The organism is Bradyrhizobium sp. BR14999 (assembly GCF_056106085.1).
Map to the genome: position 1 here is coordinate 851,952 of NZ_CM148536.1, position 16,372 is coordinate 868,323.

Here is a 16,372-nt window from a genome sequence, read left to right on the forward strand (position 1 = left end):
ATTTCCCGCGGACGGATTTTGATGCGCTGCCTGGTCGTGGCCGACCTGCATTATTCGCTGCCGCAGCTCGACTGGCTGGTCAGCGCGGCTCCGCAGTTCGACCTCGTGATCTTCGCGGGCGATGCGCTCGACATCGGCTCGATGGTTGATTTCCGCGCGCAGATCGTGGTGGTGAAGAAGTACCTCGCGCTGCTCGGCGCCAAGACCCGCGTGATCCTCTGCTCCGGCAATCACGACCTCGATGAACGCAATGCAGACGGCGAGAAGATCTCGCGCTGGATCTCGGAGGTACGAGAGCTTGGGATTGCCTGCGACGGCGACGGCCTCAGCATCGGCGGTACCTTGTTCACGGTGTGCCCATGGTGGGATGGACCGGTGGTCAAGCAGCGCCTCGTCGAGCAGCTCCGTGATGCCGCCGCCAATCGCCCGCGGCGCTGGATCTGGGTGCACCATGCGCCGCCGACAGAATCGCCGACGAGCTGGGGCGGCAAGCGCTTCTTCGGCGACGTCGAGCTGGTGCAATGGATCATGCAGTATCAGCCGGCGATGGTGATCTCCGGCCATGTGCATCAGTCGCCGTTCATCAAGGATGGCTCCTGGTTCGACCGGCTGGGCGAGAGCTGGGTCTTCAACACCGGCCTGCAGCCGGGCCGGCCGCCGACCTACATCGTGCTCGACTTCGATGCGGACAAGGCGTTCTGGCTTGCGGCCGGGGAAGCGCAATGGATCGACCTGAGCGCGCCGCTGAAGCGACCCGCCGCTCCGATTGAGAATCCGCCGGACTGGCTTAGATCCTTGGATCGGATTGCCGATCCGAGCCTGGCGAGACCTCCTGCGGCGGTAGGTTGATCATGCTCTGCAGCACCTCGCCGACCATGGCCAGATGGGAGCCATGGTCGGCATATTGCCGCTTGAGGTCGGCGAGATAGGTGTTGGCGGCGTTGAGCCGCTGGGCCAGCATCTTCGCGATCAGAAGCGCCATGCCGGGCTGCTGCTCGAGAAGCGAGGCGGCATCTTCGAATTCGTAGATGACCACATCGGAGCAGGCCCGCACCGTCGCGGTATGCGGCTGGCCCAGCAGCACCGACATTTCGCCGAGCACAGCGCCCGGCTCGGTGACGGTGGCAACCACCATCTCGCCCTTGAGCACCTCGAGCTTGCCCTGCATCAGCACGTAGAGATGGCCGCTGGTGCCGCCCTCGGTGATCACCACGGTACCGGCTTTGACCTGCCGCTCCGTCCCGCCGCTGCAATAATCCAGAACTGCGCGCATCGCCAAAGGCTCCCCTCACGGCGACAGTAGAGCATGATCCGCGCCCTACGCTTGCTCAAGATTACAGCAAGTGAAGGCCGGGCGTCACGCTCGTGAGAGCGCAGGCACCTCCTCGGGCATGATCGCCTGGAGGCCGCCGAAACGGCGTTCGCGACCATGGAAGGCGGCGAGCGCCTCGGCGAGATCGCCGGCATCGAATTCAGGCCACATCCGCTCGGTGAAATGCAGCTCGGCATAGGCGCCTTCCCAGAGCAGAAAGTCCGACAGCCGCTTCTCGCCCGAGGTGCGGATGATGAGATCGACGTCGCGCAGGCCCGCCTCGCCGGTGACGAGTTGCGAGAACGCTTCGCGGGTGAGGCTGGTCAGCGCCGCTGCCTTCGCCGCGGCATTGAGGATGGCGTCGCGCGCGGAATAATCGACGGCGATGCGCAAATGCAGCGTGCTGCCTTGGGCGGTCGCCTCTTCGGCGCGCGCGATCGCGCTGGCGATGCCGTCGGGCAGGCGGTCGCGGCGGCCGATCACGGTGAGGCGCACGCCGTTCTTGACCAGGCTCTGCACTTCATTGGAAAGGTAGAAGCGCAGCAGCGTCATCAGCGCGGCGACCTCGGCCTTGGGCCTGCGCCAATTGTCGGTGGAGAAGGCATAGAGCGTCAGCGTGCCGATGCCCTGTTTGGGCGCGGCCTCGACGATGCGTCGGATCGTCTCGACGCCGGCCTCGTGGCCGCGCAGGCGCGACAGGCCGCGCCGCGTCGCCCATCTGCCATTGCCGTCCATGATGATGCCGACGTGAAGCTTGTCGTCGCAGGACACAGGGTTACTTTGCATTACAAAGTCTCCGGTCAAAAAGGGGGTTCAGGTCGAAGCGAAACCGAGGCGTCCGAGCGGCGGCGCCTCGCGGCCGGCGGCCTTGGCGGCATCGCGCACGAGGCGTTCGAGCACGGCGAGATAGTCGAGGAAACGGCGGCGGCCGGACTTGGTGAGGCGACAGGTCGTGTGCGGGCGATTGCCCTCATAACCCTTGGTCACCTCGACGAGGCCGGCCTCCTGGAGCACGGCAAGATGCCGGCTGAGATTGCCGTCGGTGAGGCCGCAGAGCTGCTTGAGGTCGGCGAATGCCAGCCCTTTGGGATGCGCCATCAACGAGGTCAGCAGGCCGAGCCTCGCCTTCTCGTGGATGACGCGATCGAGCCCTTCGTAGGAGAACGGCGCGCTGTCAGACTTCGACATCATGGTCTCCGGACGCGACATACAGAATGGCCGCCATCACCGACTGCCCGATCACGAAGGGCAGACCCATGGTCCATGGCGATAGCGTGTGAGTTTGGCTGGCGTGCACCACCACTGCAAAGCCTGAAACGAAATACCAGGCGCCGGCGAGCGCGACGGTGCGCGGCAGCGAGCGGACGGAGGCGAAGATGCCGAGCGACACCAGGATCTGCCACAAGCCGGGCAACAGCCACAGCGTTTCCGCCGCAAATTTCCACATCACCACCGCAAGCAGCACACCGGCGACGCCTGCGGGCAGGAAATGCTCGACCGCCTGGTGGATCATGGCATCGGCGAGGCCGGAATGATGGCGGCGCGAGCGCGCGCGCATCTCGATCCCGATGATCAGGCCGGAGAGCACCGCGGCGATGAACCAGCCGATGAAGAAGTCGAGCGGCTCGCTGGTGGGATCGCCGAGCAACCAGAATTGCAGAACCGCGGTGATGAGCGCGACGGCACCTGTCGCGGCCATTGTCGCCGGGCCGTAGCCGCGGAACGCGGTGCCCGCCGCGATCTGGCTGCGGATCGTCACGATGTCGGCCAGCGCCTTGTCGAGATCGCGCATTGGCAACGCCAAAACCTCGTTCCGCCCCTGCTACCCAGAGCCCTGTTACTTTGTATTGCAAAGTATATAGCAGTGCAGAGTAAAGGCAAGCCCGGATGTCGCGACAGCCAGATCGAACTTGAAAGAACAACTGGCGGTTGCGCGACACCGCGTCCCACAGATAAGATGGAGCGAAAAGCATTTCCGGGGGCTGGTATGTGGCTTAAGTCATTTGTCGTTGCGTCTTTGTTGCACGTGGGTGTCGTCAGCGTCGCGCATGCGGCGGGACCGTTCGGCTCCGTCAATGTCGGCAACTGGATCGGCGGCGCCTTCAGCAATGACGAGACGGGAGCGTTCTCGCATTGTGCGGCCACCGCGCCTTACGCCAACGGGGTGAGTCTCGTCGTCGCGCAGAATGCGGCCGGCTCCTGGCTTCTGAGCCTTGCCAGCCCCGGCTTTCGCTTCAACAAGGGCGATACCGCGCCCGTCGACTTCATCTTCGACGGCCAGGAGCAGGCCAGGTTGTTTGCGACCTCCAACGCCCCAAACATGGTGACGACCATCCTGCCCCTCAATGTCGCTCGCACCTTCCAGAAGGCAAGCCTGATGGTAGTGACGACCAACGGCAGCAAGCCACTCCAGTTCGTGTTGACGTCGACGGCACCCATGGTCGCGGCGCTGGCGAACTGCGTCACGCGGGTGAAGGCGGACGGGCTCAGCAAGGCCGGGGACTTCACCAAGGGTACAGCGAAGCCAGCGGCCACAGCGGACAAGCAGGCACCACCGCCGGCCAGCAAGTCCGCCAAGTCCAAGAGCGGCACCGGCTTCGTGGTCAGCGCCAATGGGCACATCGTCACGAACAACCATGTGATCGAGGGTTGCAGCGACCTCAAGGGCAATCTCACGGGCGAGGCCGCAATGGTGTTGCGCGTCGTATCGAGCGATGCAAACAACGATCTGGCCCTCTTGCAGGCGCCGTCGACAGCGACGTTCAAGGAGTTTGCCCGGATTCGCGACCGCTCGATCCGCTCCGGCGATTCCGTCGTCGCGATCGGCTTTCCCTATCACGGGCTGCTGAGCTCGGACTTCACCGTGACCACCGGTATCGTGAGCTCGCTCAGTGGCATGCGCAACGATTCGCGTTTCCTGCAGATCAGCGCGCCCGTGCAGCCCGGCAATAGCGGAGGCCCGCTGTTCGACACCACCGGGCAGGTCGTGGGTGTGGTCACCGGAAAGCTCGACAATCTGCGGATCGCGGTCGCAACCGGGAACATCCCCGAAAACATCAACTTCGCCATCAAGACCGGCGCGCTGCGCGACTTCCTCGACAATTCCGTGGTGCCCTACCAGACCGCCGAGCCGAAGAGCGAGCTCAAGACGACCGACATCGCCGGCAACGCCCGGCCCTATACGATGCTGATCTCGTGCAACGCGACGGAGCAGGCCGACGCGAAGCGGTGAAGGCGGGCACCGACCGCGCCTAACCTCCGACGTCGTCCTGGCGAAAGCCAGGACCCATTACCCCAATAAGGGGTTTGACGAAGATTGGTCGTTCGGTACGACAACCGAGCGCCATCGATAGATTCCGCGGTATGGGTCCTGGCCTTCGCCAGGACGACATCGAGAAACGAACCGCTCCCCTCACCCGTGGCAGCACGCCTCCTTCGTCGCCTGCGGTTCGTACTGGTCGCGCAGGCGAACCCAGTCCATCGGATAGGGCAAGCCCTCCTCGTGACGGCCGAGCGGCGTGAGGTCGAGGTACTGATAAGCGGCGTTCATCATATCGAGGCCGCGGGCGAAGCATGAGTAGGTGTGAAAGATCTCGCCGGCCTCGTTGCGAAAGAACACGCTGATGCCGGGCAGCTCGGGCCCGTAGAACGGCGTGGTGCCGAAATTGTACTTCGGCACGCCCTTGTCGATCTGCTCGGGTGTGAACGAGACTTCGTAATCGTAGTTGAAGTCGTTGCTTCCCGAGGAGACCCAGTCGAAGGTCCAGCCCATCCGCTTCTTGAATGCGTCGAGCTTGGCAACAGGCGCGAGCGAGATCGCAACCATGCTGGTGTCGCGCGCGGCCAGATGCGGCACCATGCGCTCGAAACCGTCGGCCCAGAACGAGCAGCTCTTGCAGGCGGCGTCCCAATCGGGTGCGAACATCACGTGCTGCACCACGAGCTGCGGCCGCCCCTTGAAGAGATCGCCGAGCGTCAGCTTGCCGTTCGGTCCGTCGAACAAATAGTTCTTGTCGACCTTGACCCACGGCAATGCACGGCGCTCCTCGGCCAGGCGCTCGCGAGCCGCAGTGAGCTCCTTCTCATGGGCGAGATGAGCCTTGCGGGCGGCGATCCATTGCTCGCGCGAGACGATCTGATGTTGCTGCATGGTGTCCTCCTCTGATCTGGATCAGGCGACGAAGGCATCGAGCTTGTCGAAGAACGAGCTCCAGCCGCGCAAATGGTTGTCGCGGGCGGTTTCGTCGAAGAATTGGGCGTGATGGAAGACCATCAAGGTGCCGCCGCTGTCCGGCTTCAGCGTGATCGTCACCAGCGATTCGCGCTCCGGCGTCGAATGCCAGGCCCAGGTGAACACCAGCCGCTCGTTCGGCACGACGTCGCGATAGGTACCGCCGGCCTCGAAATATTCGCCGTCCTCACGGGTGAAGCTGATGCGAAAGCTGCCGCCGGTGCGGACGTCGAGCTCGGCTCGAAGCGTCGCCGGCTTCATGTTCGGCGGCCCGAACCATTGCGCTAGCTGCTCGGCTTGCGTCCAGGCCGCGTAGACCTTTTCCGGCCGCGCGCGAAGCCGGCGCGTGAGTGTGAGGCTTGGGCGTTCCGTTGGGCGCTCGGCGGCGCTGAGATCGGCGTTGACGGCTGCGTTGGCCATGTCTCTTCCTCCACGAAGGCAGCAAGGCGATCGAGATTGTCGGACCAGAATTGCGCGTAGCGATTGAGCCAGTTCATCGCCTGCTCCATCGGCTGCGCGGTGAGCCGGCAGGCGACCGTGCGCCCGGTCTTCTCCCGCACGATCAGGCCCGCATCCGTGAGCACGTCGAGATGCTTAATGATCGCCGGCAGCGAGATCGGGAACGGTGCGGCCAGCTCGCTCACCGACAGGCTGTCCTGCTCGCCGAGCCGTGCCAGCAGGGCACGCCGCGTCGGGTCGGATAGCGCCGCAAAGGTCCGGTCCAGCGTCTCGTCTTGATACTTAACCATGAGGTTTAGTATAAATGCGAACCGAGATGCGTCAAGCCCGAACCTCCGCACGCGGTTCTGCACGAGCGCGTGATCAGGCAGCGGGGCAGTGGGGAACGTGGGTTGCGCTAGTATGGCGCGACGTCGCGCGTGCGGCGGTGCACTCGCGGCTGAGGTTGCATCTGGCCGTAGCCAAAGCGAGGATTGCGACCGCAGTACAACAGCCGGCCGGAGATGCTGGCCTGGCACTGCTCATAGGTGCTGTAGGCGCATTCGCCGGGATAGTCGTACTCGCCGCCTTGCGCACACCAGGGATAGTCGCGCGCGGCGGCTGGGGGAATGTTGGCGAATCCGGCAAGGACCGTCACGCCGAGCGTCAGCAGCGCCAATTGGGTGTTGCGCATGATCCAACTCCTCTCTTGCTGGCGTCAGATACGCCACCATCCTCACGAGGTTTCGTCGCGCCGGTTTATTCCAGATCAAGTATATCGCGCGCGCAAGAAAAAAGCCCTGCCGAACGGCAGGGCTTCAATCGCGTTCATCACAAGATCGCTACTCGACCTTCAGGCCGGCGAACTCGACGACCTTCTTCCACTTCTCGGTCTCGGCCTTGATCTCCTCGCCGAACGCCTCGGGCGTCTGCACCCGCGGCTCGCCGCCGAGCTCGACCAGACGCTTGGCCATGTCGGGCTCCTTCATCAGCGTGTTGATCTCGCTGTTGAGCTTGGCGATGATCTCCTTCGGCGTGTTCTTCGGCGCGCCCATGCCGAACAGCGCGCTGGCTTCATAGCCCTTGACGGTGTCGGCAATCGGCTGCACGTCGGGTAATTGCGGCGAGCGTTCCGTGGTGGTGACGCCGATTGCGCGCAAGCTGCCGGAGCGGATGTGCTGGATGATCGAGGGCATGTTGTCGAAGATCACCTGCACCTGGCCGCCGAGCATGTCGGTGATCGCGGGCGCCGCGCCGCGATAGGGCACGTGCTGCATCTTGCAGCCGGTCATGGCCATGAACATCTCGCCGGACAGATGCACCGAGGTGCCGTTGCCGGACGAGGCCATGTTCACCTTGCCGGGATTGGCCTTCACATATTCGATGAACTCGGCGACGTTCTTGGCCGGCACGTCCTTGTTCACGGTCATCACGTTCGGTACGCGCTGGAACGAGGCGACCGGCGCGATGTCGCGCACGAAGTTGAACTTCAGGTTGGCGTAGAGCGAGGCGTTGATGTAGTTGGCCGGGTTGACCAGCTGCAGCGTGTAGCCATCGGGCTCGGCGTTGATGACCGATTCGGTGGCGATATTGTTGCCGGCGCCCGGTTTGTTCTCGACCACGAATTGCTGGCCGAGCCTTTCCGACAGCCGCTGGCCGAGCAGCCGCGCCAGGATGTCGGTGGCCCCGCCCGGCGGATAGCCGACCACCCATTTCACCGGACGGGTCGGATAATCGGCGGCAAGGGCCTTGGACAGCGGGGTGGCTGCAAGCGGACTGGCGGCGAGCAGGCCCAGCGCGGTACGGCGAGTGATCATCTCAAGGGTTCTCCCAGTGTTGTTCTTGAAGGCCGGATATCTTGTAAAATGTCGTCGGCGGGGCTTGTAACAAAGCTTGGCGCAGGCGGAAAGTGCACGGGGCGCATCACGACGAAAGGATGAGACATGCCGGTCAAGGTCGAGGCTCTCGATCATCTCGTGATCAACGTCGCCGACGTTGCGGCCACCGCGGAGTGGTACCGCAAGATTCTCGGCATGGAAGTCAAGGTGTTCGACCCCGGCGGCGGCAAAGCGCCGCGGACTTCGCTACAATTCGGTAACCAGAAGATCAACGTGCGGCCGCGCGATGGCGACAAGGTGGAGTGGTTCACCGCGGACCACCCAACCGCCGGCAGCGAGGATCTGTGCTTCCTCACCTCCGCCGCTCCCGAAGAGGTGGTGGCGCATCTGCAGGCCCATGGCGTCGCGATCGAGGAAGGGCCGGGCCCGAGGCAGGGCGCCCGCGGCACGCTGCGCTCGGTGTATTGCCGGGATCCCGATGGCAGCCTGATCGAGATCTCGTCGTATGAGGATTAGGGCCTGGCGGCCGGCCCCAAGCACCGTCATTGCGAGCCAACGGGTCCGCGCGAAGCGCGGCCCGATGACAGGCTCCGCGAAGCAATCCAGACTGCTTCCGCCGGAACAGCCTGGATTGCTTCGTCGCAAGGGCTCCTCGCAATGACGGAGGAGAGAGCGGGCGGCCCCACGCCATTTGCTTCCCGCGCCATCGGGTGGCAGGAAGACGCAATAATCCAAAGACAGCCGCCATCAAGATGCAGGCTGCACGGGAGGACACATGCCCATTCAACAGACCGCCGCCGGAATCGTGGGCCCTTTCGACGGGCTCGACGTGCCGTGGCTGCTGAAGCTGCGCGCCGAGGTGCGCAGCTCACATCCGTTCCTGATCTGGGCGCCGTTCGATGCGCCGGCGCGACGCTGGAGCTATGGCGAGTTTCACGAGCGGGTCGGCGCCCTCGCGGCGGGCCTCGCAAGGCGCGGCGTCAGGCGGGGCGAATATGTGCTCATCCATCTCGACAATTGCATTGAGGCGATGCTGGCGTGGTTCGCCTGTGTCGAGCTCGGGGCCGTCGCGGTGACCACCAACACCCGCTCGGCGCCGGCCGAGATCGCGTACTTCGCCGATCATTGCGGCGCGGTCGCCGCGATCACGCAGCCGGCCTATGCGGAAGTTGTCGCGCAGAACTGCCGCAACATAAGCTGGATGGCGGTGACCTCGCACGATGCGGGCACAGCGCCGGCGCAAGCGGTCGCGCGCGGCGACAGTTTCGAATCCCTGTTCACTGAGAGCGCGGATCGCCCCAGGCGCGCCACCGATCCGCTCGCGCCGTGCAGCGTGCAATACACCTCGGGCACGACGTCGCGCCCCAAGGCCGTGCTGTGGACCCACGCCAATGCGCTGTGGGGCGCCAAGATCAACGCCGCGCACGAAGACCTTCATGCCGGCGACGTGCACCAGACCTATCTGCCGCTGTTCCACACCAACGCGCTGGCCTATTCCATGCTGGCGACGCTGTGGGTCGGCGGATCTTGCGTGATCCAGCCGCGCTTCTCCGCCAGCCGGTTCTGGCGCGTCGCGCGCGAGCACGGCTCGACCTGGACCTCGACGATTCCGTTCTGCATGAAGGCGCTGCTCGAGCAGGAGATCCCGAACGACCACAAATTCCGCCTGTGGGGCAGTGCGATCAACGAGCCGCCGGCCTTCGCCGCGTTCGGCGTCAAGATCATCGGCTGGTGGGGCATGACCGAGACCATCACCCACGGCATCGTCGGCGAGGTCGATCAGCCCAACATCCCGATGTCGATCGGCCGCGCGGCGAGCGAGTATCAGATCCGCATCACCGATGATGACGGCCGGCCGACGGACGTCGGCGGCACCGGCAATCTCTCGATCAAGGGCATCCCCGGCCTGTCGCTGTTCGCCGAATATCTGCACAATGAGAAGGCGACGCGCGAGAGTTTTGACGAGCACGGCTTCTTCCTCACCGGCGACCGTGTCGAACGGCTTCAGAACGGCTACATCAAGTTCGGCGACCGCGCCAAGGACATGCTGAAGGTCGGCGGCGAGAACGTCGCGGCCTCCGAGATCGAGCAGGTGATCGCGCTCGTTCCCGGCGTGCGCGAGGCGGCGGTGGTGGCGAAGACCCATCCGATGCTGGACGAGGTGCCGGTCGTCTTCATCATCCCGCAGGGCGGCGTCTTGGGTGCTGCGCCCGACCTGCATGATCGCGTGATGGCGGCCTGCCGCGCCGGCCTTGCCGACTTCAAGGTGCCGCGCGAGATCAGGCTCGTCGACGACATGCCGCGCTCGACGCTGGAGAAGGTGGCGAAGGCGGAGCTAAGGAAGATGGTGGGGTGAGGCGCCGCCAAACGGCACGCTGCCGTAGGGTGGGCAAAGCGACTTGTCCGCCGCAGCTCGAAGAGCGAAGGCGGAAGCGTGCCCACCATTGTCACCGCGAACGCCGATGCATGGTGGGCACGGCGCGCAAAGGGCGCGCCTTTGCCCACCCTACGGCAGCGGGCCTTCGCCAGGACGACGATGAAATCAAAACGCCCCCAGCGCCACCGGGCGGAACGCCTGCAACAGCTGCTGGTCGAGCTTGCCGCCCATGCCTTCCATCATCGTGAACGCACGCGAGTGGGTGAAGGGCATGCGGTAGGCACGCTTCTCCACCAGGGCGGCGTAGATGTCGACGATCGTCGTCAGCCGCACGATGTCGCTGATCTGGTTCGACGACAGGCCGTTGGGATAGCCCGAGCCGTCGAGGAATTCGTGGTGATGCAGGATGACGTCGAGCATCTCCGGCGGGAAGCCGCCTTGCGCGGCGAGCGCGTCATAGCCGCGGCGCGGATGCTGGCGGACCTCGGCCATCTCCTCGTCGGTGAGCTTGCCGGGCTTGTCGAGCAGCGCGGAGGGAACGAAGGCCTTGCCGACGTCGTGCAGCAGCGCGGCGCGGGTCAGGCGGCGCTGGTCGTCCTCGCGCATGCCGAGATGCTGGGCGAAGGCGACGGCGAAACCGGTGACGAACAGGCAGTGGCGATAGCTGCCGACATGGTGGCAGCCGACCGTGGTAAGCCATTCGCGCAGCGAGGAGTGCTTGATCGCCTTCAGGATCTTGCTCTCGGCGGCAATGACGTCGTCGAAGGTCAGGGGCACGCCGAGCGGCAGCTTCTCGAACATCTTGGCCAGGACCGCATGCGCCGCCTCGACGCCGCGGTTGAGCGTCTTGCCGCGATCGGTCGCGTCATAGACGGCGGTGTCCGGGAAGGCGGAACGGATGCGCTGAAGGATGGCGTCCGCCTGCAGCGGGCGCGAGATGGTGTCGGTGGCGCCCAGCGCCCAGGCCTGCATGGTGCCGTGATGCAGGGCGTCGGCGAGCACGAACAACCGCGGCATCGACCGATAGGCATCGCCGCGCAGCTTGTTGCGCACCCGCTGCACGCTCTCGGGCGAGCGCAAATTGATGTCGACGACGAGGCCGGAGAGATCGCGCGACGGCTTCTCGGGAATGTCCTGGGTCGTGACCGTCGAGACCTCGCCAACCGCTTTCAGGATGCTGACGAGCTCGCTGCTCTCGTCGCTCCGGTCGGAGGCGAGCAGAAGCCGGCGTTTGGCGGCGGGTTTGGCTGAGGCGTTCATGAACTTCCCCAAAAGGAACCGAGAGCACGAGTATTGGCCTTAAGCCTAAGCCGGATCAGGTTCTCTGGCCCTTAAGAGGCGTGCTCAATGGAACCCTGCGGAATTGAGTGCAATTTGAGGGATTTCCGCAAAAAGTCGAAAAACAACCCCATGCACAGTAGCCGGTCATTGATAACAAAGAGAATTTTTAACCCTACAGTCTCCGTCATGGCCGGGCTTGTCCCGGCCATCCACGTCTTGCCCGCGGCACGCAGAACGTGGATGCCCGGGACAAGCCCGGGCATGACGGCGAGTATGGAGATGCAGGGCACCCCAAAGGAAATCCGCCGGAGGTTGGCCTCCGGCGGATCATCTTACGCAACAATCGCGCTCGGTCTCACGCCTTCATGCTCGCCTTCACGGCTTCGGCTGTGATCGGCAGCGCCCGGACGCGGGCGCCGGAGGCGTTGAAGATGGCGTTGCCGATGGCGGGGGCCACCACCGTCACCGCGGGCTCGCCGACGCCGGTGGCCTTCTCGCCATTGGCAATCACGGCGACAGCGACCTCGGGCGTCTGGCTCATGCGCAAGGGCGTGTAGCTGTCGAAATTGGTCTGCTCGATGCCACCGTCCTTGAGTGTCGCCTTCTCGTACATCGCCAGCGACAGGCCCCACAGCGCCGCACCCTCGACCTGGGCGCGGATGTTGTCGGGATGTACCTGGGTGCCGACGTCGGTTGCGACCGTGAGCTTCTTCACGGTCACCGCGCCCGACGGCGCCACCGCGACATGGGCGACGCACGCCGTCCAGCTCGCACTCGCCCGTTCCTGCGATGAGACGCAGGCCACGCCCATGCCTTCTCCCTTGGGGAGTTGCTTGGTGCCGTAGCCGGACAACCCCATCGCGGCGAGCAGCGTGTTGCGCAGCCGCTGCGCGCCGCCGTCGTTCTTGCCCGCGCCATCGAGCAGCGAGATGCGGAACTGCGCCGGATCCTTGCCCGCCGCCGCCGCGATCTCGTCGATCATGCTTTCGACCGCCCAGAAGGTCCAACCCGGCGCCACCGAACGGAGCTGGCCCGACGGCGTGGCGTTGTGCGCGAGCTCGTTCTTGATCGCGCGCACATAATGGTTGGGCACGGTGTAGAAGAAGTCGGCCCCGTTCACCGTGAAGGAATCGAGCGGACCTTTCTTGTCGACCGACGGCGTCAGGAAGTCGGGGATTCCCCAGCGCGCGGTCGGCCAGGCCGAGACCACGTCGTGGCTGATCGCAATGAGCTTGCCATCGCCGTCCACGCCGGCCTTGACCTTTTGATAGGTGAGCGGGCGCGAGAAATCCATCGTCATGTCGTTCTCGCGCGAGTAGATCACCTTCACCGGCTTGCCGACCGCCTTCGCCGCCTGCACCGCCGGAATCATCATGTCGGCATCGAGACGCCGGCCAAAGCCGCCGCCGAGCCACATCTGGTGCATGACCACGAACTTCGGATCGATTCCGGCAGCGCCTGCCGCGATCGCGCCGGAGCGCGTCGCGAACTGGTTGCCGGAATAGATGTGCAGGATCTCGCCCTTGAACTCCGCCGTCGCGTTCATCGGCTCCAGCGGCGCGTGGATGTTGATGCTGGTGGTGTATTCCGCCTCCAGCACTTTCGCCGCCGAACCGAACGCGGCGTCGGGATCGCCGTCCTTGACGAAGAACTGGCCGGAATCCTCCAGCGCCTGAAGCCGCTTGGCTTCATCGAGCAGCGACTGGCTCGACAGCTTGGCGTTCGGACCGCCGTCATAGGCGATCTTCAGCGCCTGCGCGGCCTTCTTGGCGTTGGCATAGGTGCCGGCCACCGCGACGACCCAGCCCGACGTCGTTCCGGTCTTGTCGTCGAGCGTGACGGCCTTGATGAAGCCCGGCACCTTCTTGGCGCCGCTGTCGTCGACCGATTTCACCGTGGCGCCGAAGCGCACCGGCGGCGTGACCACCGCGCCATAGACCATGCCCGGCAGCATCACGTCGATGCCGTACTTTGCCGTGCCGTTGGTCTTGGAGGGGATGTCGAGCTGCGGCACCGAGACGCCGATCATGGTGTATTGATCCGGCGTCTTCAGCTTGATCGCCTTGAGCTCATCCGGCGTGAAGGTTTTCGTCGCTTTGCCGCTTTTCACGATTTCGGCGAACGACATCTGCTTCTTCGACTTCGGATGCACGATCATGGAATCGCGCACCACGAGCTCGCTGGCCGGCACACCCATCGCGGCGGCCGCGCCTTCCGTCAGTGCCATGCGGCCCGCGGCACCCGCCCGACTCATCGCCTCAAAATTCATCATGGTCGACCAGCTGCCGCCGGTGATCTGCGCGCCCAAGACGGGATCGTTGAACTTCGGATCGTTGGAGGCAAGCGTGACGCGCATGTCGCTCCACTTCGCGCCGAGCTCCTCGCAGACGATCTGCGCCATGGTGGAGGCGATGTGCTGGCCCATGTCGGCCTTGCCGCAGGTCACGGTGACGAGACCGTCGGGCGAGATCGCATACCAGACGCTCGGCTCGAAATTGGCAGGAGCCGCAGCCGCCGCAGAATCGATGCCGGGTACGCCGGCATAGCCGAGCACCAGGCCGGTGGCGGCGGTGCCGACCAGGAAGGAGCGGCGGCTGAGATCGGTCGTCTCGGGGGTCACGTTCTTCACATGCTCGTTCATGTGGGCCTCCGTTCGCTGGAGGTGGCGGACGCGGTGCGCATCTCGGATGCGGCGCGCATGATCGCCTTCTGGATCCGCGAATAGGTCATGCAACGGCAGAGATTGCCGTCCATATGCGCCACGACCTCTTCCTTGGTTGGATTGGGATTCTTCGCAAGCAGCGAGGCCGCCTGCATGATCTGCCCGGACTGGCAGTAGCCGCATTGCGGCACCTGTTCGGCGATCCACGCCTTCTGCAAGGGATGATCGCCCTTGGCGGACAGGCCTTCGATGGTGGTGATCTTCTTGCCGGCGACGTCGCCGACCATGGTCTGGCACGAACGCACGGCTTCGCCGTTGACGTGCACGGTGCAGGCCCCGCACAGCCCGGCACCGCAGCCGAACTTGGTGCCGGTCATCTGCAATTGCTCGCGGATCGCCCAGAGGAGCGGCGTGTCGTTCGCCGCATCCACGGACAGACTCCGCCCGTTGATGGTGAGAGTTGGCATAGGCGTCTTCCCCTGCCGGTGCATGAAGCCGCTTACGGCGGCAACTTGTCTGGCGGACGCCCACCGGGCTGGCGTCCCGCCTTGGCAGCGAGCATGATCGCGTTCACGCGCGGAGGCAAATGCAATTTGGAAGCAGTCGAAAAGGCCAGCTCTGCGCTTGCTCGTTGTGCGCCGCGCCAACGGCGCCGACACAGCCACTGGACACAACAGCACGTGCGCCAGACATGCGTGCCATCGCATTCAGGCAGTTTCTTCGAGGTAACTTGGCGGACTAGACTGTGACGAAGTGAGCTGAAGTCATAGCGGCGCCACGAACGTCCCTTCTCCCCTTGCGGGAGAAGGTGGCGCGAAGCGCCGGATGAGGGGTTCTCTCCACGCGCGAAACCATTCGTGAGGATAGAGACCCCTCACCCGGCTTCGCTTCGCGAAGCCACCCTCCCGCAAGGGGAGAGGGTGCAGCGACGCCCGCGGCGAGAAACAGAAGGGTAGGAGACATGCCGAAGATCAATCGGGACGGCGTCGGGATCTATTACGAAGTCCATGGCGAGGGGCCGCCATTGCTGCTCACTCACGGTTATTCCTCGACGTCGGCGATGTGGCATGGGCAGGTCGATGCGCTCGCGAAAGACCACAAGCTGATCTTGTGGGACATGCGCGGCCACGGCCAGTCCGATTACCCCGACGATCCCAAAGCCTACAGTGAAGCGCTGACGGTCGGCGACATGGCGGCGATCCTCGATGCGGTCGGTGCGAAGCGCGCCATCATCGGTGGTCTCTCGCTCGGCGGCTACATGTCGCTCGCGTTCTATCGCGCGTACCCGGAGCGTGCTCGCGCGCTGCTGATCATCGACACCGGCCCCGGCTTCAAGAAGGACGACGCGCGCGAAGCCTGGAACGCGCGGGCGCTTGCCACCGCCGACCGGCTCGATCGTGAAGGCCTCGACGTCTTGAAATCGGCAACGCGCGAACGCGCCACCGCCAGCCATCGCAACGCCAGGGGGTTGGCGCTCGCCGCGCGAGGAATGCTGACCCAGCGCGACGCGCGCGTGATCGAGCTATTACCCGAGATCAACGTGCCGTCGCTGGTCGTGGTCGGCGCCGACGATACGCCGTTCCTGGCGGCGTCCGACTACATGGCGGCAAAGATCCCCGGCGCACAAAAGGTCGTGATCCCCGCCGCCGGACATGCCGTCAACATCGATCAGCCCAAGGCTTTTGTTGACGCGGTCGAGCCTTTCCTGAAGAACTTGCCGGGATAGGCCGATCAAGCAAGGACGTAGGCGATGAAGCTGATGATGCTGGCTGCTGGCATGATGTTGCTATCGATGTCTGCGCAGGCCGAGCCGTTCGGCACCATGCCGCCGCGCCGGCCCTTCGTCGCGACCTTGTCGAACAACACGCCGCTCGCCTTCGGCATGGATGCCGAGCAGACCGCGCGCGCCCTCGGACAGCCGCTGCAATATGTGCGGGGACGTCCCGGCAACGAGATCTACCTCGCTTTGCGCAACATCGGCGGCAGCGGCTTGATCCCTTACCGCCACCGCCTATTCCTGCAATTCCGCCATGGACGATTGGCAGGATGGAAGGAGGATTACGGCGAGAACTGGATGTGGGAGTGAGGGTGGCTGCGCGCCGACAATTCCGGATCGTCATGGCCGGGCTTGTCCCGGCCATCCACGTTCTTCTGCGCTGAGACAAGACGTGGATGCCCGGGACAAGCCCGGGCATGACGAGTTTGTGGAGCATTCCGAACTCTCAATCAATGA

General features: G+C 64.7%; 17 protein-coding genes and 1 pseudogene. 6 read left to right on the forward strand and 12 right to left on the reverse strand.

Annotation, left to right across the window (positions count from 1 at the left end):
• The first annotated feature begins 21 nt into the window (after positions 1 to 21).
• Positions 22 to 849 (forward strand): metallophosphoesterase family protein, encoded by an 828-nt coding sequence (locus tag ACR9YP_RS03975; protein WP_474219052.1) that lies wholly within the window; start codon positions 22 to 24, stop codon positions 847 to 849.
• On the opposite strand, the gene ACR9YP_RS03980 is transcribed toward ACR9YP_RS03975, so the two are convergent.
• The 4 genes from ACR9YP_RS03980 to ACR9YP_RS03995 form a co-directional block, all read right to left on the reverse strand.
• Positions 788 to 1,273, reverse strand: a complete 486-nt coding sequence (locus ACR9YP_RS03980) for a Crp/Fnr family transcriptional regulator (protein ID WP_474219053.1) — start codon at positions 1,271 to 1,273, stop codon at positions 788 to 790. The genes ACR9YP_RS03975 and ACR9YP_RS03980 overlap by 62 nt on opposite strands.
• An 84-nt stretch (positions 1,274 to 1,357) precedes the next feature.
• On the reverse strand, positions 1,358 to 2,098 hold the full coding sequence (locus tag ACR9YP_RS03985) for a di-trans,poly-cis-decaprenylcistransferase (RefSeq protein WP_091898445.1): 741 nt from the start codon (positions 2,096 to 2,098) through the stop codon (positions 1,358 to 1,360).
• A 27-nt stretch (positions 2,099 to 2,125) separates the two neighbouring features.
• A complete protein-coding gene (locus tag ACR9YP_RS03990; protein ID WP_176946122.1) occupies positions 2,126 to 2,500 on the reverse strand; it encodes a transcriptional regulator in 375 nt (124 codons plus the stop codon).
• Positions 2,487 to 3,104 carry a hypothetical protein gene (locus ACR9YP_RS03995; protein ID WP_370990819.1) on the reverse strand — a complete coding sequence of 206 codons (618 nt, stop codon included), beginning with the start codon at positions 3,102 to 3,104 and terminating at the stop codon, positions 2,487 to 2,489. The genes ACR9YP_RS03990 and ACR9YP_RS03995 overlap by 14 nt, the downstream gene beginning before the upstream one ends.
• A gap of 195 nt (positions 3,105 to 3,299) precedes the next feature.
• On the opposite strand from ACR9YP_RS03995, the gene ACR9YP_RS04000 reads away from it, so the two are divergent.
• Positions 3,300 to 4,544: a S1C family serine protease gene (locus tag ACR9YP_RS04000; protein WP_128940652.1), complete on the forward strand. Its 1,245-nt coding sequence runs from the start codon at positions 3,300 to 3,302 to the stop codon at positions 4,542 to 4,544.
• Between the two features lie 180 nt (positions 4,545 to 4,724).
• Here the strand turns inward: ACR9YP_RS04000 and ACR9YP_RS04005 are convergent, their stop codons facing one another.
• The 5 genes and pseudogenes from ACR9YP_RS04005 to ACR9YP_RS04025 form a co-directional block, all read right to left on the reverse strand.
• The gene (locus ACR9YP_RS04005) at positions 4,725 to 5,462 is read right to left on the reverse strand and encodes a DUF899 domain-containing protein (protein WP_438103895.1); all 738 of its coding nucleotides are present in this window, start codon (positions 5,460 to 5,462) and stop codon (positions 4,725 to 4,727) included.
• A gap of 21 nt (positions 5,463 to 5,483) precedes the next feature.
• Positions 5,484 to 5,816: pseudogene (locus tag ACR9YP_RS04010) on the reverse strand (SRPBCC family protein); the annotation flags it as partial.
• Between the two features lie 11 nt (positions 5,817 to 5,827).
• Positions 5,828 to 6,292 (reverse strand): ArsR/SmtB family transcription factor, encoded by a 465-nt coding sequence (locus ACR9YP_RS04015; RefSeq protein WP_438103894.1) that lies wholly within the window; start codon positions 6,290 to 6,292, stop codon positions 5,828 to 5,830.
• 107 nt (positions 6,293 to 6,399) lie between these two features.
• The gene (locus ACR9YP_RS04020) at positions 6,400 to 6,675 is read right to left on the reverse strand and encodes a DUF3551 domain-containing protein (RefSeq protein WP_474219054.1); all 276 of its coding nucleotides are present in this window, start codon (positions 6,673 to 6,675) and stop codon (positions 6,400 to 6,402) included.
• A gap of 148 nt (positions 6,676 to 6,823) precedes the next feature.
• Positions 6,824 to 7,798 (reverse strand): Bug family tripartite tricarboxylate transporter substrate binding protein, encoded by a 975-nt coding sequence (locus ACR9YP_RS04025; RefSeq protein ID WP_438103891.1) that lies wholly within the window; start codon positions 7,796 to 7,798, stop codon positions 6,824 to 6,826.
• Positions 7,799 to 7,924: 126 nt separating this feature from the next.
• On the opposite strand from ACR9YP_RS04025, the gene ACR9YP_RS04030 reads away from it, so the two are divergent.
• Together ACR9YP_RS04030 and ACR9YP_RS04035 are read left to right on the forward strand one after the other, a co-directional pair.
• Positions 7,925 to 8,335 (forward strand): VOC family protein, encoded by a 411-nt coding sequence (locus tag ACR9YP_RS04030; RefSeq protein WP_128940657.1) that lies wholly within the window; start codon positions 7,925 to 7,927, stop codon positions 8,333 to 8,335.
• 259 nt (positions 8,336 to 8,594) lie between these two features.
• Positions 8,595 to 10,175, forward strand: coding sequence for an AMP-binding protein (locus ACR9YP_RS04035; RefSeq protein ID WP_474219055.1), 1,581 nt, complete (start codon positions 8,595 to 8,597; stop codon positions 10,173 to 10,175).
• Between the two features lie 186 nt (positions 10,176 to 10,361).
• Here ACR9YP_RS04035 and ACR9YP_RS04040 read toward each other — a convergent pair whose 3' ends face one another.
• From ACR9YP_RS04040 to ACR9YP_RS04050, 3 genes are all read right to left on the reverse strand, one after another.
• A complete protein-coding gene (locus ACR9YP_RS04040) occupies positions 10,362 to 11,456 on the reverse strand; it encodes an HD-GYP domain-containing protein (RefSeq protein WP_091898237.1) in 1,095 nt (364 codons plus the stop codon).
• Between the two features lie 376 nt (positions 11,457 to 11,832).
• The gene (locus ACR9YP_RS04045) at positions 11,833 to 14,118 is read right to left on the reverse strand and encodes a xanthine dehydrogenase family protein molybdopterin-binding subunit (RefSeq protein ID WP_474219056.1); all 2,286 of its coding nucleotides are present in this window, start codon (positions 14,116 to 14,118) and stop codon (positions 11,833 to 11,835) included.
• Positions 14,115 to 14,606 carry a (2Fe-2S)-binding protein gene (locus ACR9YP_RS04050; RefSeq protein WP_036002624.1) on the reverse strand — a complete coding sequence of 164 codons (492 nt, stop codon included), beginning with the start codon at positions 14,604 to 14,606 and terminating at the stop codon, positions 14,115 to 14,117. Before ACR9YP_RS04050 ends, ACR9YP_RS04045 begins: the two co-directional genes overlap by 4 nt.
• A 494-nt stretch (positions 14,607 to 15,100) precedes the next feature.
• Here ACR9YP_RS04050 and ACR9YP_RS04055 point away from each other — a divergent pair, with 494 nt between their 5' ends.
• Complete coding sequence (locus ACR9YP_RS04055) at positions 15,101 to 15,865, forward strand: alpha/beta fold hydrolase (RefSeq protein WP_474219057.1); 765 nt, start codon at positions 15,101 to 15,103, stop codon at positions 15,863 to 15,865.
• A gap of 24 nt (positions 15,866 to 15,889) precedes the next feature.
• Positions 15,890 to 16,225 carry a hypothetical protein gene (locus ACR9YP_RS04060; protein WP_128947860.1) on the forward strand — a complete coding sequence of 112 codons (336 nt, stop codon included), beginning with the start codon at positions 15,890 to 15,892 and terminating at the stop codon, positions 16,223 to 16,225.
• Positions 16,226 to 16,372 lie beyond the last annotated feature (147 nt).

Excerpts from the sequence above, each read along its gene's own strand:
- ACR9YP_RS03975 (WP_474219052.1), top strand. The coding sequence starts at position 22 with ATGCGCTGCCTGGTCGTGGCCGACCTGCATTATTCGCTGCCGCAGCTC.
- ACR9YP_RS03980 (WP_474219053.1), bottom strand. The coding sequence starts at position 1,273 with ATGCGCGCAGTTCTGGATTATTGCAGCGGCGGGACGGAGCGGCAGGTC.
- ACR9YP_RS03985 (WP_091898445.1), bottom strand. The coding sequence starts at position 2,098 with ATGCAAAGTAACCCTGTGTCCTGCGACGACAAGCTTCACGTCGGCATC.
- ACR9YP_RS03990 (WP_176946122.1), bottom strand. The coding sequence starts at position 2,500 with ATGTCGAAGTCTGACAGCGCGCCGTTCTCCTACGAAGGGCTCGATCGC.
- ACR9YP_RS03995 (WP_370990819.1), bottom strand. The coding sequence starts at position 3,104 with ATGCGCGATCTCGACAAGGCGCTGGCCGACATCGTGACGATCCGCAGC.
- ACR9YP_RS04000 (WP_128940652.1), top strand. The coding sequence starts at position 3,300 with ATGTGGCTTAAGTCATTTGTCGTTGCGTCTTTGTTGCACGTGGGTGTC.
- ACR9YP_RS04005 (WP_438103895.1), bottom strand. The coding sequence starts at position 5,462 with ATGCAGCAACATCAGATCGTCTCGCGCGAGCAATGGATCGCCGCCCGC.
- ACR9YP_RS04015 (WP_438103894.1), bottom strand. The coding sequence starts at position 6,292 with ATGGTTAAGTATCAAGACGAGACGCTGGACCGGACCTTTGCGGCGCTA.
- ACR9YP_RS04020 (WP_474219054.1), bottom strand. The coding sequence starts at position 6,675 with ATGCGCAACACCCAATTGGCGCTGCTGACGCTCGGCGTGACGGTCCTT.
- ACR9YP_RS04025 (WP_438103891.1), bottom strand. The coding sequence starts at position 7,798 with ATGATCACTCGCCGTACCGCGCTGGGCCTGCTCGCCGCCAGTCCGCTT.
- ACR9YP_RS04030 (WP_128940657.1), top strand. The coding sequence starts at position 7,925 with ATGCCGGTCAAGGTCGAGGCTCTCGATCATCTCGTGATCAACGTCGCC.
- ACR9YP_RS04035 (WP_474219055.1), top strand. The coding sequence starts at position 8,595 with ATGCCCATTCAACAGACCGCCGCCGGAATCGTGGGCCCTTTCGACGGG.
- ACR9YP_RS04040 (WP_091898237.1), bottom strand. The coding sequence starts at position 11,456 with ATGAACGCCTCAGCCAAACCCGCCGCCAAACGCCGGCTTCTGCTCGCC.
- ACR9YP_RS04045 (WP_474219056.1), bottom strand. The coding sequence starts at position 14,118 with ATGAACGAGCATGTGAAGAACGTGACCCCCGAGACGACCGATCTCAGC.
- ACR9YP_RS04050 (WP_036002624.1), bottom strand. The coding sequence starts at position 14,606 with ATGCCAACTCTCACCATCAACGGGCGGAGTCTGTCCGTGGATGCGGCG.
- ACR9YP_RS04055 (WP_474219057.1), top strand. The coding sequence starts at position 15,101 with ATGCCGAAGATCAATCGGGACGGCGTCGGGATCTATTACGAAGTCCAT.
- ACR9YP_RS04060 (WP_128947860.1), top strand. The coding sequence starts at position 15,890 with ATGAAGCTGATGATGCTGGCTGCTGGCATGATGTTGCTATCGATGTCT.